The sequence below is a fragment of the Cronobacter malonaticus LMG 23826 genome (genome assembly GCF_001277215.2).
Taxonomy (GTDB): domain Bacteria; phylum Pseudomonadota; class Gammaproteobacteria; order Enterobacterales; family Enterobacteriaceae; genus Cronobacter; species Cronobacter malonaticus.
In genome coordinates this window covers 529,692-545,573 of sequence record NZ_CP013940.1, presented here as the reverse complement: position 1 = coordinate 545,573, position 15,882 = coordinate 529,692, and the positions used below count along the sequence as shown (strand labels likewise).

At 57.7% G+C, this 15,882-nt stretch carries 15 protein-coding genes and 1 tRNA gene; 8 read left to right on the top strand and 8 right to left on the bottom strand.

The features are described from left to right. Nucleotides 1-25: 25 nt before the first annotated feature. A complete protein-coding gene (gene glnE / locus AFK66_RS02580; RefSeq protein ID WP_023898016.1) occupies nt 26-2,863 on the bottom strand; it encodes a bifunctional [glutamate--ammonia ligase]-adenylyl-L-tyrosine phosphorylase/[glutamate--ammonia-ligase] adenylyltransferase in 2,838 nt (945 codons plus the stop codon). Between the two features lie 19 nt (nt 2,864-2,882). Next, nucleotides 2,883-4,184 carry a CYTH domain-containing protein gene (locus tag AFK66_RS02575; RefSeq protein ID WP_007778135.1) on the bottom strand — a complete coding sequence of 434 codons (1,302 nt, stop codon included), beginning with the start codon at nt 4,182-4,184 and terminating at the stop codon, nt 2,883-2,885. Between the two features lie 250 nt (nt 4,185-4,434). On the opposite strand from AFK66_RS02575, the gene AFK66_RS02570 reads away from it, so the two are divergent. Then, nucleotides 4,435-5,049 carry a TIGR04211 family SH3 domain-containing protein gene (locus AFK66_RS02570; protein WP_004385598.1) on the top strand — a complete coding sequence of 205 codons (615 nt, stop codon included), beginning with the start codon at nt 4,435-4,437 and terminating at the stop codon, nt 5,047-5,049. Between the two features lie 95 nt (nt 5,050-5,144). Further along, nucleotides 5,145-6,392 (top strand): multifunctional CCA addition/repair protein, encoded by a 1,248-nt coding sequence (locus tag AFK66_RS02565; RefSeq protein ID WP_007778142.1) that lies wholly within the window; start codon nt 5,145-5,147, stop codon nt 6,390-6,392. A gap of 5 nt (nt 6,393-6,397) precedes the next feature. Here the strand turns inward: AFK66_RS02565 and bacA are convergent, their stop codons facing one another. Together bacA and folB are read right to left on the bottom strand one after the other, a co-directional pair. Then, entirely contained in the window at nt 6,398-7,216 is an 819-nt protein-coding gene (gene bacA / locus AFK66_RS02560) for an undecaprenyl-diphosphate phosphatase (RefSeq protein ID WP_007778146.1), read from the bottom strand. A gap of 127 nt (nt 7,217-7,343) precedes the next feature. Next, nucleotides 7,344-7,703, bottom strand: coding sequence for a bifunctional dihydroneopterin aldolase/7,8-dihydroneopterin epimerase (gene folB, locus AFK66_RS02555; protein WP_007707315.1), 360 nt, complete (start codon nt 7,701-7,703; stop codon nt 7,344-7,346). A gap of 107 nt (nt 7,704-7,810) precedes the next feature. Between folB and plsY the strand changes: the two genes are divergently transcribed. Beyond that, on the top strand, nt 7,811-8,428 hold the full coding sequence (gene plsY / locus AFK66_RS02550; RefSeq protein ID WP_007707314.1) for a glycerol-3-phosphate 1-O-acyltransferase PlsY: 618 nt from the start codon (nt 7,811-7,813) through the stop codon (nt 8,426-8,428). A gap of 35 nt (nt 8,429-8,463) precedes the next feature. Here the strand turns inward: plsY and tsaD are convergent, their stop codons facing one another. Continuing rightward, a complete protein-coding gene (tsaD, locus tag AFK66_RS02545) occupies nt 8,464-9,477 on the bottom strand; it encodes a tRNA (adenosine(37)-N6)-threonylcarbamoyltransferase complex transferase subunit TsaD (RefSeq protein WP_007778149.1) in 1,014 nt (337 codons plus the stop codon). A gap of 247 nt (nt 9,478-9,724) precedes the next feature. On the opposite strand from tsaD, the gene rpsU reads away from it, so the two are divergent. The 4 genes from rpsU to AFK66_RS02525 all read left to right on the top strand — a co-directional run bounded on the left by rpsU (nt 9,725) and on the right by AFK66_RS02525 (nt 14,545). Continuing rightward, nucleotides 9,725-9,940 (top strand): 30S ribosomal protein S21, encoded by a 216-nt coding sequence (gene rpsU, locus AFK66_RS02540; RefSeq protein ID WP_001144069.1) that lies wholly within the window; start codon nt 9,725-9,727, stop codon nt 9,938-9,940. A 112-nt stretch (nt 9,941-10,052) separates the two neighbouring features. Further along, nucleotides 10,053-11,798, top strand: a complete 1,746-nt coding sequence (gene dnaG / locus AFK66_RS02535; RefSeq protein WP_004385592.1) for a DNA primase — start codon at nt 10,053-10,055, stop codon at nt 11,796-11,798. A 239-nt stretch (nt 11,799-12,037) separates the two neighbouring features. After that, nucleotides 12,038-13,882 (top strand): RNA polymerase sigma factor RpoD, encoded by a 1,845-nt coding sequence (rpoD, locus tag AFK66_RS02530; protein ID WP_004385591.1) that lies wholly within the window; start codon nt 12,038-12,040, stop codon nt 13,880-13,882. A 243-nt stretch (nt 13,883-14,125) separates the two neighbouring features. Continuing rightward, nucleotides 14,126-14,545 carry a hypothetical protein gene (locus AFK66_RS02525; protein WP_007778156.1) on the top strand — a complete coding sequence of 140 codons (420 nt, stop codon included), beginning with the start codon at nt 14,126-14,128 and terminating at the stop codon, nt 14,543-14,545. Nucleotides 14,546-14,597: 52 nt separating this feature from the next. Here the strand turns inward: AFK66_RS02525 and mug are convergent, their stop codons facing one another. Next, complete coding sequence (mug, locus tag AFK66_RS02520; RefSeq protein ID WP_007707296.1) at nt 14,598-15,104, bottom strand: G/U mismatch-specific DNA glycosylase; 507 nt, start codon at nt 15,102-15,104, stop codon at nt 14,598-14,600. Between the two features lie 125 nt (nt 15,105-15,229). Here mug and AFK66_RS02515 point away from each other — a divergent pair. Then, nucleotides 15,230-15,305, top strand: a tRNA-Ile gene (locus tag AFK66_RS02515). Between the two features lie 61 nt (nt 15,306-15,366). Here AFK66_RS02515 and AFK66_RS23145 read toward each other — a convergent pair. Next, nucleotides 15,367-15,492 carry a hypothetical protein gene (locus tag AFK66_RS23145; protein WP_007778159.1) on the bottom strand — a complete coding sequence of 42 codons (126 nt, stop codon included), beginning with the start codon at nt 15,490-15,492 and terminating at the stop codon, nt 15,367-15,369. Then, nucleotides 15,492-15,863, bottom strand: coding sequence for an STY0301 family protein (locus tag AFK66_RS02510; RefSeq protein WP_007778161.1), 372 nt, complete (start codon nt 15,861-15,863; stop codon nt 15,492-15,494). Before AFK66_RS02510 ends, AFK66_RS23145 begins: the two co-directional genes overlap by 1 nt. Between the last annotated feature and the right edge of the window lie 19 nt (nt 15,864-15,882).

The window sequence follows — 15,882 nt, the reverse complement described above, 5'->3', positions numbered from 1 at the left end:
AGCACAGTTACGCGCAATCGCACGGTTACGCCGGGGCCAGCCAGCGCCGCCAGCTGTCGCGCACCTGTTCGCGCTCAGGCCCGAACGCCGTCTGCGCCACATGACCCGGCTGTTCCTGGAGCGCCAGCCGGTGCAGTTCGTCACGCAGCGTGACATAGGCGTGCGTGAGCGCTTTCGCCTCGTCCTCGCGCATAATGTCATTCTGCGCCAGCAGCTCCAGAATGCGCACGTTATCGGACCAGCGCGTCAGCTTCGGCTGCTCCGGCGCGTAGCGCAGCACCAAATACTGCGTAATAAATTCGATATCCGTAATGCCGCCTTCATCGGCTTTAATATCAAACCGGTCGCGGTGTTTGTTACCCAGATGCGCGCGCATTTTCTCGCGCATTTCGCGCACGTCGGTTTGCAGCTTGTCGCCGTCGCGCGGGGTGGCGAGGACGTCGCGGCGAATGGCGTCAAACTGCGCCTGGAGTGGCCTGTCGCCGTAGACGACGCGGGCGCGCACCAGCGCCTGATGCTCCCACGTCCAGGCCTCGTTTTTCTGGTAATCGGCGAACGCTTCCGCGGTGGTCACCAGCATCCCTGCCGCGCCGGACGGGCGCAGCCTGGCGTCCACTTCATAGAGAATGCCGGACGACGTGCGGGTGCTGAAGAGATGCATAATGCGCTGCGCCAGGCGCAGATAGAACTGGCGGCCATCGATTTCGCGCTCGCCGTCGGTCATGACATCCGCCGGGCAGTCGTGCAGGAACACTAAATCGAGATCGGAGCTGTAACCAAGCTCCCAGCCGCCGAGTTTGCCATAGCCCACCACCGCGAAACCGCGCCCGTCGCGTTCGCGCAGGTGCGTCGGCTGGCCGTAGCGCGCCACCATATGCCCCCACGCCTGCTGCACCACCGCGTCGATGATTGCCTCGGCAAGCCAGGTTAAGTGATCGCTCACTTTCATCACCGGCAGCGTACCAGCGATATCCGCCGCCGCCACGCGCAGCAGTTGCGCCTGTTTAAACTGGCGTAGCGCCTCAAGCTGCTGCTCTTCGTCGTCATCCGGCACGCGCAGCAGATACTGGCGCAGTTCGTCGCGATAGGCGTCCATCGCCGTCGGCTGATAGAGCGTATTCGGGTCGAGCAGTTCATCAAGCAGCAGCGGATAGCGCGCCAGCTGGCTGGCCACCATTGGCGAGGCGGCGCACAGGCGAATTAAGTGCTTCAGCGCGCCGGGGTATTCGCTTAACAGCTCAAGATAAGTGGTGCGGGTGACAATGCCGGTGAGCAGCGGCGTGACGCGGGCAAGCGCCAGCGCCGCGTCGTCCGGGCTTGCGCAGACGGCGCTTAACAGAGGCGGCATCAAATTATCGAGCACCTGACGACCGCGCGGGCCGATAGTGCGCTTTTCAGTCTCTTTGCGAAAATCCGCGAGCGTCGCGAGGAACCGCATCCGGCTTTCCGCGCCCAGACCGCTCAGCACCGGCGTGTCATCGTCGGCATCGAGCGCGTCATGCCATAATTCGCGCCAGCCTTCGTTCAGCGCCTCTTCGCCCGTGCCCGGCTCTTCATCGCCGATAAGCTCATTAAACACGCGCCGCACGCCCGCCATATGGCGCTCCAGCCGCGCGCTGAGCGCCTCCCAGCTCTCTTCGTCCATCGCCCAGGCCAGCCGCGCGCGGTTAAGCGCATCGCCCGGCAGCGTCTGGGTTTGCTCATCGTTAATGCTTTGCAGCAGGTTTTCGAGACGCCGCAGGAAAAGATAGGCGTCCCGCAGGCAGGCGGCATCGTCCGGCGAGAGCAGATGCAGTTGCTCTATCGCCTCAAGCGTCGGCAGCAGCGAGCGCTGCTGTAACGACGGCTCGCGCCCGCCGCGGATCAGCTGGAACACCTGGACGATAAACTCGGTTTCGCGGATGCCGCCCGCGCCGAGCTTGATGTTATCGGTCAGTCCCCGGCGGCGCACTTCACGGGCAATCATGCCCTTCATGTTGCGCAGCGACTGGATCACGCTGAAATCGATATAGCGGCGGAAGATAAACGGCCGCAGCATGGCGCGCAGCTCCTGGCTCCAGGCGTCGTCGTTATCGCCCATGATGCGCGCTTTGACCATCGCGTAGCGCTCCCAGTCGCGCCCTTGCTCCTGGTAGTAATCCTCAAGCGCCGCGAAGCTCAGCACCAGCGGGCCGCTGTCGCCGAACGGGCGCAGGCGCATGTCCACGCGGTAGACAAAACCGTCCTGCGTGGGCTGGTCGAGTGCTTTGATAAGCCGCTGCCCGAGGCGCGTGAAAAACTGCGCGTTATCCAGCTCGCGGCGTCCGCCCTGCGTGGAACCGCCTTCCGGCCAGGCGAAGATAAGATCGATATCCGAAGAAAAGTTGAGTTCGCCGCCGCCGAGTTTTCCCATGCCGAGGATCATCAGCGGCTGCGCGACGCCTTGCGCGTTGCACGGCGTGCCCCATTCGCGACAGCAGGCGGCGTAGAGCCAGTCGCGCGCGGCGACGATAAGGGTTTCCGCAAGCTGACTAAGCTGCGTGAGCGTTTCCTGCGTGGTGGCCTGTTTCAGCGTCTGCGACCAGGCGATACGCGTCATCATCCGGCGGCGGAACTGGCGCAGCGCGCGCATCAGCGCCGCCTCGTCGTTGATTTCCGCTAGTGCGGTCTGAAGCCAGGCGGGATAGTGACGCCACTCGTCAGGCGCGGGCGGCGCGGCTTCCAGCTCGTTCAGCCATTGCGGGTGCGCGCTGAGCGCCTCGCGGACAAAATCGCTGAAGGTGAGCACCGCGCGCGCGTCATCGCTGAGCGCGGCGGCATCAAACGGCAGCCGCTCCACCACGGCTTGCCACTGTTGTTGCAAAGGGAGGGAGAGCGGCGTCATGCGGGTTTCCTGTGGTTATTTACACTTTCCCGCTGTGCCGCCAGAACGGCGCCTGCGAGATAGCCTCATTGCGGAAATGCTCGATTTCAATACGCTGGCCGGTTTCGATGGCGTGACGCAGCCCCTGCCAGTTATCGAGCCAGAACAGCGCGACGGTGTCGTCATAGACGCCCGCCAGCAGGCGCAGCGCGTCCAGCTCGCGCGAAAGGCGCGGCAGCTGATCAACGTAGCGGTCACCCAGCGGCTGACCAAACGCGGCTTTCAGTTCCGCGGCGTGGCGCGAGAGGTTGATATCGGCGAAGCGTTTCCAGGAATCGGCCATCTTCTGACGGCCCTTTTCATCAAGGAAAGGCTGCCAGGCGCGGAAAATCAGCCATTCGGTGAGCGCCAGGCGCGCAGAGGCCTGAATCGCGCTGAAAGCCACCGTCTGGGCCGACGCGTCTGTCGCGAGCGTCGCTTCGCACTGGGTCAGCAGATCGCGTAAGCGAGTGCTCGCTTTTCGCGGAACAATGCCGCCGAACAGCGCCAGCGTATGACGCACCAGCGCGATGGCCTCACGCACCTGCTGCTTCGCTTTATCGTTACCGCGAAGCCACAGCTCTTCGTGGTATAGCCAGTGATCGAGCGCCCACTCCAGCGACGCTTCAAGCCCCTGTTCAACCGTCGTTTTCGCAGGCACTTTGAGAAGCGTGAGCGGGCGCAGCGGGCGTTCAGGATTCCCCTGCGCCAGATGATAGCCGCGCGCCGCTTTGCTGAGGCTGCCCTGGCGAAGGCCCGGTTTCGCCACTAGCTGACGGGCGAACTTCAGCACATCGGCCGCCTCGCCCTGGAGCAGTTCCAGCTCCAGCTCGCAGATCGGTTCCGCCAGCTCGCCCGCTTTCACTTCGCCACGATCAAGCGCAAGCTCAATGCGGCTTTCGCCGTAAGTAACCACCCACTTTTCACGGGCGAAATCGGTGCTGAAGAGCGGCTTCACCGCCGCCTGCAACGTTTCAGGCGACAGCCCTTCCGGCCAGACTTCCGCCGGGAAGCGGGCGAGCGCAAGCTCCGGGGATTCCAGCGCGACATTATATTCCGGGCGCTGATGCAGCCCGCCGGTCGTGCGGCCCGCCACTTTCATAGTCATCTCATAACGGCCATTATCGCCGCGGATACGCAGCCCCATATCGTGACGGCGCAACTGGTTGTCGGCGGTTTCGTAGTAGATGTTGACCAACTGGCGCGGGGCGCTGTGTTCAGCCTCAAGGGCATTCAGCGTGGCGCGCAGCGCGTCAATCTGTTCCGGGTCGACGATAAATTTGAGTTCGATTTCCTGAGCCATGTCTCTGCTTTACTCGTTGGGTCACACTGAAGAAAACTCCAGCGAACTTAATAGCCTAGTATCTGTTAGTAGATAGTATTTTGCGAAAAATTGCCATGTTTGAGGCTTTTTGACGCAATCAAAACACGAAATTTGCCGCGGTGGCGGGCGACGGGCTGACCAGGAAGATTCCCATTCAGGTTTACGCTTTGCATCGTCAGACTGATGCCACTACTATCGTTCCACTTTCAACGACAATAACGACCAACTGATGCACAAATTACGTCTGATTTGCTTTTCACTGCTTGCGCTTAGCGTCACTTTCCAGGCCGTTGCCGAAGAAAAACGCTATGTCTCGGATGAACTCAACACCTGGGTGCGTAGCGGCCCTGGTGACAATTACCGCCTGGTCGGCACGGTCAACGCCGGCGAAGAAGTCGCACTGCTCGAAAGTAACGGCAAATATGGACAGATTCGTGATGCCAGTGGCCGCACGTCGTGGATCCCGCTGGAACAGCTGAAAAGCGAGCCCAGCCTGCGTACCCGCGTGCCGGAGCTGGAAAATCAGGTCAAAACCCTGACCGATAAGCTGACGAATATCGACACTACCTGGAATCAGCGCACGGCAGAGATGCAGAAGAAAGTCGCGGCCAGCGACGGCATTATCAACGGCCTGAAAAATGAGAACCAGAAGCTCAAAAACGAGCTTATCGTGGCGCAGAAGAAAGTTAACGCCGCCAATATTCAGATCGACGATAAACAGCGCACCATCATCATGCAGTGGTTTATGTATGGCGGCGGCGTGCTGGGCGTTGGTTTGCTGCTCGGTTTGCTGCTCCCGCACATGATCCCAAGCCGCAAACGCAAAGACCGCTGGATGAACTAATCCTCTCAGGGCAGCGCCCGCTGCCCTTTTCACTCACCATCTCCTCTACACTTAACGTATTATCTGTCGGCTGAATTGATGTCGGAGTGGAATGCGTGAAGAGTTATCTGGTTGGTGGTGCGGTACGCGATGCCCTGTTAGGGCTGCCGGTAAAAGACAAAGACTGGGTGGTCGTGGGTGCCACGCCCGCCGAAATGCTGGCGCTTGGGTATCAGCAGGTCGGGAAAGATTTCCCGGTCTTTTTGCATCCGCAAACCCACGAAGAGTACGCGCTGGCACGCACCGAGCGGAAATCCGGCCAGGGATACACTGGCTTTACCTGCTATGCCGCGCCGGACGTGACGCTGGAGCAGGATTTACAGCGCCGCGATCTCACCATTAACGCCATCGCTCAGGATGATTCCGGCGAATTTATCGACCCGTACCACGGCCGCGACGATTTACAAGCGCGCCTGCTGCGACACGTCTCGCCCGCCTTTAATGAAGATCCGCTGCGCGTGCTGCGCGTGGCCCGCTTCGCCGCACGTTATGCGCATCTCGGGTTTCGCATCGCGCCGGAAACGCTTTCGCTCATGCGCGAGATGGCGGAGAACGGCGAACTGGAACATCTGACGGCGGAACGCGTCTGGAAAGAGACCGAAAGCGCGCTCACCACCCGCAATCCGCAAATCTACTTCCTGATGCTGCGCGAGTGTGGCGCGCTGAAAGTGCTGTTCCCGGAAGTGGACAAGCTGTTCGGCGTTCCGGCACCGGCCAAATGGCACCCGGAAATCGACACCGGCATCCATACGCTGATGACGCTCGCCATGGCCGCGATGTTAAGCACGGCAGTGGACGTGCGCTTTGCCGCGCTGTGTCACGATCTCGGCAAAGGGCTGACGCCACCGCATCTCTGGCCGCGCCATCACGGCCACGGCCCGGCGGGCGTGCGGCTGGTAGCGCAGGTTTGCGAGCGGTTGCGCGTGCCGAATGATATTCGCGATCTCGCGAAGCTGGTGGCGGAGTTCCATGACCTGATCCACACCTTCCCGATACTCAAGCCGCGCACCATTGTGGGCCTGTTTGATTCGATAGACGCCTGGCGCAAGCCGCAGCGCGTGGAGCAGATAGCCATTACCAGCGAGGCCGACGTGCGCGGACGCACCGGGTTTGAAGCGAAAGATTATCCGCAGGCGCGACTGCTGCGCGAGGCGTGGGAAGTGGCGCGCGCGGTGTCGCCCAAAGAGGTCGTAGAAGCGGGCTTCACCGGCCCGGCGATTCGTGAGGAACTGACAAAACGGCGTATTCGCGCGGTGGCAGCCTGGAAGGAAGAAGGCTGCCCCCAGCCAGCGGCTGAGGGCTAAGACGTTTACATGAAGACCGCGAAAACGGCGGCGGCCACGATGAAACGGTAAATCGCGAAAGGAATAAAAGAGATTCGTTTGATGAGATGCAGGAAGGTTTTGATCGCCACCAGCGCCACGACGAAGGCGGTGACAAACCCGACCGCGAACATCGGCAGATCCGCCATCGTCAGGAAGCTCATACTTTTATAGAGATCGAGCGCGGTAGCGCCCATCATCATCGGCACCGCGAGCAGGAACGAGAACTCAGAGGCCGCATAGCGGCTCACGCCTACCAGCATACCGCCGGAAATCGTGGCCCCGGAACGCGAGAAGCCCGGCCACAGCGCGAGACACTGAAAACAGCCGATAAAAAACGCCTGGCGGTACGTCATATCGTCCAGTCCCAGCGCTTTTGGCTCTTTCGGCTTCAGCAGTTCGGCGATAATCAGCAGCACGCCGCCCACCACCAGCGCATACATCACGTTGATCGGGTTAAACAGCGACTTGATGAAATCGTGGAACACCAGCCCCAGCACGACCGCCGGCACCATACCAAGCAGAATGTGGATGAGCGACAGGCGACCTTTGCCGACGCCTTCATGCGGCGGATGCCCGAAATGGATGCCAATGAGCCCGAACAGGCGACGCCAGAACATCACGACGACCGCCAGAATGGAGCCTAACTGGATAACCACTTCGAAGGTTTTCGCGGTGTCGCCTTCAAACCCCAGCAGGTGGCCTACGATTATCATATGGCCGGTGCTGGAGACCGGCAGAAATTCGGTGAGTCCTTCAACAATGCCCAGGATCGCCGCCACCAGCAGCGAGTGCATATCAGTCATTCAGTAAACCCTCGTACCCCAAAAAATAAGCGCTAAAAAACGCGGTCGTCAGCGCGACGGCCGCGTAAGTCCCTGCATTATGACCGGTATACCCGCGTTTGGTTTACTCATTATGAATTTAAATGTTTTAATTCGGATTATTGCTACGCTCAATCATAACGCCGACATTCGCGGCCTGTGCCACCGCGCCTGGCTTGCTTAATTTGATGCGCACCCAGGGCGCGTTAAAGCGCGTCAGAATGATCTCCGCGACCTCTTCCGCCACCCGTTCCACCAGCGCGAAACGACCGTTACCGACGTGCTCCAGCACCGCCTGCGTGACGTCCGCGTAGCTCAGACAATCGCGCACGTCGTCACTCGCCGCCGCCGCCCGGTTGTCCCAGCCGATTTCGATATCGAACACGAGTTTCTGCTCGATGGTCTGTTCCCAGTCGTAAACGCCAATAGTGGTGATTACCGAAAGTTGCTCTATAAATACTATGTCCATCACGGCCCTGCCTGTTTTTAGCCCCGCCGGATACCACTTCCGGCAAAATATGCGTATTATCCACAGATGCAGAGAATACAACGACATTTTCACAACGGAACAGCGTTATGAGTGCAATCGCGCCTGGAATGATCCTCCTCGCGTACCTTTGCGGCTCGATCTCCAGCGCCATTCTGGTCTGCCGCATCGCGGGTCTCCCCGATCCTCGTGACAGCGGTTCCGGCAACCCCGGAGCGACCAACGTCCTGCGAATTGGCGGCAAGGGAGCAGCCCTGGCGGTACTGATATTCGACGTGCTGAAAGGCATGCTGCCGGTATGGGGCGCGTATGCACTGGGCGTGACGCCATTCTGGCTGGGGCTTATCGCCATTGCCGCCTGTCTGGGCCATATCTGGCCGGTCTTTTTCCATTTTCGCGGCGGTAAAGGCGTGGCGACGGCGTTCGGCGCGATTGCGCCTATCGGCTGGGATCTGACTGGTGTGATGGCGGGCACCTGGTTTCTGACGGTGTTACTGAGCGGGTACTCGTCGCTTGGCGCAATTGTCAGCGCGCTGGTGGCACCGTTTTATGTCTGGTGGTTTAAGCCGCAGTTTACGTTCCCTGTGGCCATGCTCTCGTGTCTTATCCTTTTGCGTCATCACGATAATATTCAGCGCCTGTGGCGCGGCCAGGAAAGCAAAATCTGGAGCCGGTTTCGCAAAAAGCGGCCACAAAAAAAGGAGTGATGATTCACTCCTTTTTTATGACTTTCTCTGACGCGTTACGCGGCAGGCAGCTCCGAAAGCGGCCAGCGCGGACGCACGGTCACGCCAAGCCCCGCTTCGCCCTTCGCTTTCAGACGCACCATGCCCGCATAGGCAATCATTGCGCCGTTATCGGTGCAGAACTCCGGGCGCGCATAGAACACTTCGCCGCCACGTTTTTGCATCATTTCCGCGAGACGCGCGCGCAGCGTGCGGTTAGCGCTCACGCCGCCCGCCATCACCAGACGCTTAAAGCCGGTCTGATCCAGCGCACGGCGGCATTTGATCATCAGGGTATCCACCACCGCATCTTCAAACGCGCGCGCAATGTCGGCGCGGGTCTGATCGTCGGTGCCGTTATCACGGATGGTATTCGCGGCGAAGGTTTTCAGCCCGGAGAAGCTGAAATCCAGACCCGGACGATCGGTCATCGGACGCGGGAAGGTAAAGCGCCCCGCTGTGCCCTGCGCCGCCATTTTCGACAGCATCGGGCCGCCAGGATAATCAAGCCCCAGCAGCTTGGCGGTTTTGTCGAACGCTTCGCCCGCGGCGTCGTCGATAGATTCGCCCAGCAGTTCATACTGGCCGATACCCGTCACGCTGATAAGCTGCGTATGGCCGCCAGAAACCAGCAGCGCCACGAAAGGAAATTCGGGCGGATTGTCTTCTAACATCGGTGCCAGCAGATGGCCTTCCATGTGGTGCACCGGCACCGCAGGCACATCCCAGGCGAACGCCAGCGCGCGGCCGACCGTCGCGCCGACTAACAGCGCGCCCACAAGCCCTGGCCCTGCGGTGTACGCGACCGCGTCGATATCTTTCGCCGTCAGGCCCGCTTCTTTTATGGCAGCCTGAATCAGAGGCACAGTTTTACGCACGTGATCGCGCGAGGCCAGCTCAGGCACGACGCCGCCGTAATCGGCATGCAGTTTTACCTGACTATACAATTGGTTGGCTAATAACCCGTTTTCATCGTCATAAATCGCGATGCCGGTTTCATCACAGGATGTCTCAATTCCCAGTACACGCATGGTTTTTTTACCTCTCTCGCCTGCCGCGCAGTGTAGGGCCAACGGTGGCCGATGTAAAACTTTGCTCAACCCAGGCGGCCAGATAGTGTATAATACGTGCCCCTGGAATAGACCGCACAAAAACCGCGTTTCTGGTCCTGGCGGTGCTTTACAAAGCAGCAGCAGTTGCAGTAAAATTCCGCACCATTTTGAAATAAGCTGGCTATCTGATGCCAGCAGAACCGAATTAATCAAAGGTGAGAGGCACATGCCGGTAATTAAAGTACGTGAAAACGAGCCGTTCGACGTAGCACTGCGTCGCTTCAAACGTTCCTGCGAGAAAGCGGGTGTTCTGGCGGAAGTTCGTCGTCGTGAATTCTATGAAAAACCGACTACCGAACGTAAACGCGCCAAAGCTTCCGCAGTGAAACGTCACGCGAAGAAACTGGCTCGCGAAAACGCACGCCGTACTCGTCTGTACTAATTCCTCAGGGGATATCCTCCCCTGAAACAGACAGAGTAGTAGTTGTAGAGGCCGTGCTTCCGAAAGGAATGCGCGGCTTATTCTCGTTTATGGGCTGATAAAAACGGGGCTTATGGCTGGACGAATCCCACGTGTCTTTATCAATGATCTGCTGGCTCGCACCGATATCGTCGACCTGATAGACGCACGGGTAAAGCTCAAGAAGCAGGGCAAGAACTACCACGCGTGCTGTCCCTTCCATAATGAAAAAACCCCCTCTTTCACCGTAAACGGCGAAAAACAGTTTTATCACTGCTTCGGTTGCGGCGCGCACGGCAATGCTATCGACTTCCTGATGAATTACGACAAGCTCGAATTCGTCGAGACCGTCGAAGAGCTGGCGGCCATGCATAATCTGGAAGTGCCGTTCGAAGCGGGTAGCGGACCGACGCAAATAGAGCGTCATCAGCGCCAGACGCTGTATGAGCTGCTGGACGGACTGAACGGTTTTTATCGTCAGGCCTTACAGGCGCAAAGCGCCGAGCCAGCGCGCCAGTACCTGGCAAAACGCGGGCTGAGCGAATCGGTTATTGAACGTTTCGCGATTGGCTACGCGCCACCGGGCTGGGACAACGTGCTCAAGCGTTTTGGCAATAACAGCGAAAACCGCAAGTCGCTTATCGACGCGGGCATGCTGGTGACCAACGATCAGGGCCGCAGTTATGACCGCTTTCGCGAACGGGTGATGTTCCCCATCCGCGACAAGCGCGGGCGAGTGATAGGCTTTGGCGGCCGCGTGTTAGGCGATGCGCTGCCGAAATATTTAAACTCCCCGGAAACCGATATTTTCCATAAGGGCCGCCAGCTGTATGGCCTTTATGAAGTGCAGCAAAGCGATCCGAACCCGCCGCGGCTTCTGGTGGTCGAAGGCTATATGGACGTCGTGGCGCTGTCGCAGTACGACATCAACTATGCGGTCGCCTCGCTCGGCACCGCGACCACGGCAGAGCATATCCAGATGCTTTTTCGTGTCACGAATAACGTGATTTGCTGTTACGACGGCGACAGAGCAGGCCGAAGCGCTGCGTGGCGCGCGCTGGAAACCGCGCTGCCTTACATGACGGACGGACGTCAGCTACGCTTTATGTTTCTGCCCGATGGCGAAGACCCGGATACGCTGGTTCGTCAGGAAGGCAAAGCGGCGTTCGAGGCGCGTATGGAGCAGGCACAGCCGCTTTCGACGTTCCTGTTCAACAGTCTGCTGCCGCAGGTGGATTTGAGCACGCCGGACGGACGCGCGCAGCTTAGCACGCTGGCGCTGCCGTTAATCAGTCAGGTGCCGGGCGAGACGCTGCGCATCTATCTGCGTCAGGAGTTAGGCAACAAGCTCGGCATTCTGGATGACAGCCAGCTTGAGCGATTGATGACGCGCCAGGCAGATAATTCGCAAACGCGGCCTGCGCCGACGCTAAAGCGTACAACCATGCGTATACTGATAGGATTATTAGTCCAGAATCCTGAGCTGGCGCCTTTAGTGCCCTCACTGGCCGCATTGGATAAAACAAAGCTGCCGGGACTGGAGCTGTTTGCAGAGCTGGTCAATACTTGTCTTTCGCAGCCTGGTCTGACCACCGGGCAATTGCTCGAACATTATCGCGGTACAAAAGAAGCCGCTACCCTTGAAAAACTCTCAACGTGGGACGATATAGCAGATAAGGATATCGCAGAGAAAACGTTCACCGACGCGCTGGACCATATGTTTGATTCAGTGCTGGAGTTGAGACTAACAGAATTGATCGCCCGCTCGCGCACCCAGGGACTTAGCGCGGCGGAGCGCGAAGAAGTGCGCATCATTACCGAGGCGCGCGCCAGAAAATAAATTCCGCGGCTTAATTGCCGATTGACGATCGGGTGCACCCGAGAGCCGCACTGCCGGGCAGCGGCAATAATAAAACAGCCCGCACCGCCCTGTGGTTTTATATCGCTGTCGAAGCGTCCAGGCACTATTGAAACGCCGTCGCTTGCAACATGTTGTGATATGAGCCCCGGGGCATACGTTATTGTTGGCGGCAACGCCTACCGACACCAACCTCATGAAATAAGTGTGGATACCGTCTTATGGAGCAAAACCCGCAGTCACAGCTTAAGCTTCTTGTCACCCGTGGTAAGGAGCAGGGCTATCTGACCTATGCCGAGGTCAATGACCATCTGCCGGAAGATATCGTCGACTCCGATCAGATCGAAGACATCATCCAAATGATTAACGACATGGGCATCCAGGTGATGGAAGAAGCGCCGGACGCCGACGATCTGTTGCTTGCTGAAAACTCAAACAGCACCGACGAAGACGCGGAAGAAGCTGCGGCCCAGGTGCTCTCAAGCGTTGAATCTGAAATCGGGCGCACCACTGACCCGGTTCGTATGTACATGCGTGAAATGGGTACCGTTGAACTGTTGACCCGCGAAGGCGAAATTGACATCGCTAAACGCATCGAAGACGGTATCAACCAGGTTCAGTGCTCCGTCGCCGAATACCCGGAAGCGATCACCTATCTGCTGGAGCAGTACGATCGCGTTGAAGCGGGCGAAGCGCGTCTTTCCGATCTGATCACCGGCTTTGTCGATCCGAACGCCGAAGAAGATCTGGCACCTACCGCGACGCATGTCGGCTCAGAACTCTCTCAGGAAGAGATGGATGATGACGAAGATGAAGACGAAGAGTCTGACGACGACAGCAGCGACGACGACAACAGCATCGACCCGGAACTGGCCCGTGAGAAATTCGGCGAGCTGCGTACCCAGTACGAAGTGACCCGCGACACCATCAAAGCCAAAGGCCGCAGCAACGCGGCGTCTCAGGAAGAGATCCTGAAGCTTTCTGAAGTGTTCAAACAGTTCCGCCTGGTGCCGAAGCAGTTCGACTACCTGGTGAACAGCATGCGTACCATGATGGACCGCGTGCGTACCCAGGAACGTATCATCATGAAGATGTGCGTTGAGCAGTGCAAAATGCCGAAGAAGAACTTCATCACCCTCTTCACCGGCAACGAAACCAGCGAAACCTGGTTTAACGCGGCAATCGCCATGAACAAACCGTGGTCTGAAAAGCTCCACGACGTGGCGGAAGATGTTCACCGCAGCCTGCAAAAACTGCAGCAGATCGAAGAAGAAACCGGCCTGACCATCGAGCAGGTTAAAGACATCAACCGTCGTATGTCTATCGGCGAAGCGAAAGCGCGTCGTGCGAAGAAAGAGATGGTTGAGGCGAACTTGCGTCTGGTTATTTCTATCGCCAAGAAATACACCAACCGCGGTCTGCAATTCCTCGATCTGATTCAGGAAGGCAACATCGGTCTGATGAAAGCGGTAGATAAATTCGAATACCGCCGCGGCTACAAGTTCTCCACCTATGCAACCTGGTGGATCCGTCAGGCGATTACCCGCTCTATCGCGGATCAGGCGCGCACCATCCGTATTCCGGTGCATATGATTGAGACCATCAACAAGCTCAATCGTATTTCCCGCCAGATGCTGCAGGAGATGGGCCGCGAGCCGACGCCGGAAGAGCTGGCCGAGCGCATGCTGATGCCGGAAGACAAAATCCGTAAGGTGCTGAAAATCGCCAAAGAGCCTATCTCCATGGAAACGCCGATCGGCGACGATGAAGATTCGCATCTGGGAGATTTCATCGAGGACACCACCCTCGAGCTGCCGCTGGACTCCGCGACCACCGAAAGCCTGCGTGCGGCGACGCACGACGTGCTGGCCGGTCTCACCGCGCGTGAAGCGAAAGTGCTGCGTATGCGTTTCGGTATCGACATGAACACCGACCATACGCTGGAAGAAGTGGGTAAACAGTTCGACGTAACCCGCGAACGTATCCGTCAGATCGAAGCAAAGGCGCTGCGTAAGCTGCGTCACCCGAGCCGCTCTGAAGTACTGCGCAGCTTCCTGGACGATTAATCGTCTCTGGTAACGCATTTAAAAAGCCCTCTTCGGAGGGCTTTTTTATTGTCGACAAAACCAGTCAGAGGGGGTTTTTAGCGGAATGCTTTTAACAAGCAGACCTGCAACGATAAATCACCGTGATGTGCGTGGATTAATTAGCAAAAACAATTTGTCATAATTATGGATTCTGAGTAATTTGCTGTGAGATTTTGCGTATAAAAATGAACCATCGCGTTGATAACATTGCAAGGACCCGGGATGAACAAGTCGCTGTTGTTTATGACATGCGTTTTACTGGCCGGATGCGCCAGCCAGCCGCCAAAGAGCCAGGTGACACCGCTCGCGCCAGCGCCCGCTCCGGTCGCCGCTTCGCAGCCTGCGCAACAGGCTCCTGAAAGCAAGCCTTTCGCCGCTGCTTCTGAAAGTCCCAACAGCATGGCGACCTGTCAAAAAGAGCTTGAGGCACTCAAGCACTATGGTCCGAAAACCTACAGCCGCTACGCCGCTGAAATGGACGCGCTTTCCGCTAAAACAGGGAAATATATGGCGCTGAAAGACGGGATGACGCCGGAGCTGAACGATATCGTTATCACGATGTATCAGTCGCAAATCAAGACGCTCTGCTTCCGTATCCAGTCGTCGCTCGGTAAGCTGATTATTGAACAGGCTGGCGGCTAAGCCACCTGCCTTTTTCTGATAATAACGGCGCAGCGAGAGTTGCGCCGTTATGCTATCTGCCGCGCGCCACCAGCGCGTCGTCGAGCTCCCGGTAGGCTTCCACCAGCTTATCAAGCGAAGCGCGATTCAGCCCGCTCGGATTAGGCAGCACCCAAATTTCCGTCTTACCGATTTTAAGCTTCTGTTTACCCCACTTCACACCGCGCTGACTGAATGCCTGCTCATAGGCTTTTTTGCCCAGCACCGCGAGCGCATCCGGCTGGAAATCTTCGATTTTTTTAATCAGATTGCGCCCGCCTTCGTGCAATTCTTTCACATCCACTTCGTTCGCCTGTACCGTCGGGCGCTCCACGAGTTTCGTGATGCCACAGCGTGTATCCAGCAGATGGCGCTCTTCCTCAGGCTTCAGCTGGCGCTCCGTGAAGCCGGCCAGATGAATCACTTTCCAGAAGCGATTACCGGGATGCGCAAAGTGAAATCCCGTATGCGCCGATGACTTTCCCGGATTGATCCCGCAAAAGACCACCCGCAGGCCCGGTTCAAGAATATCGTTAATCATGTCCTCTCCTGTTAACTCTCGGATCTGTAAAGTATAAAGCCTTACGCCGCAGCTGCTTACAAATTCAGCAGCCGCGACACCGAGACTGGATTGGCGTCGCCAGTTACTCTATAATCCAGCGCCACGGCCCCTTAGCTCAGTGGTTAGAGCAGGCGACTCATAATCGCTTGGTCGTTGGTTCAAACCCAACAGGGGCCACCAAATTTTAGCTTTAAAATCATATAATTAAGCCACCTCGCAAGGGTGGCTTTTTTGTTGGCTGTTAATCAGCTGGCAACAGAATGGCGGCAAGATGGCGCATTAAAAGCGCTGGCAGGAGCGGCTTAGTGATGTATGTCGGGTCAACATCCGAAATGATGTCATCGTCTTCAAATACTTCTAAAACCACTACTCACACCCGGCATATAAATCATCTTTAGTATCCCCAAACCAGGCCATACATTTTTTGGCGCTGGCTGGCACCTTCAGCGTGATTTTTTTAGCGGAGCCCTGATACTGGCACACCAGAAAAACAGCGGTGTTATGCGCCTTTGCATAGTTTTGCGAATCGCTTAATGTCCAGATCATTTCATCGTCCGTATCTGGCAATAAGGACGCAAGCTCTTCCGGCGGACCTTCAAACACATCGACCAGATGCAGTCGTTGAGAATGATTTTTCTCTGTCAGAGTATCCGGGCACTGAATTTTTTCTGCCCATGCAGCGCCTGAGAAAAACATAACGCCGAAACTAAATAACGCAGCTTTGCTCCATCCCATCATTCTCGTCTCCCTGTTTCTG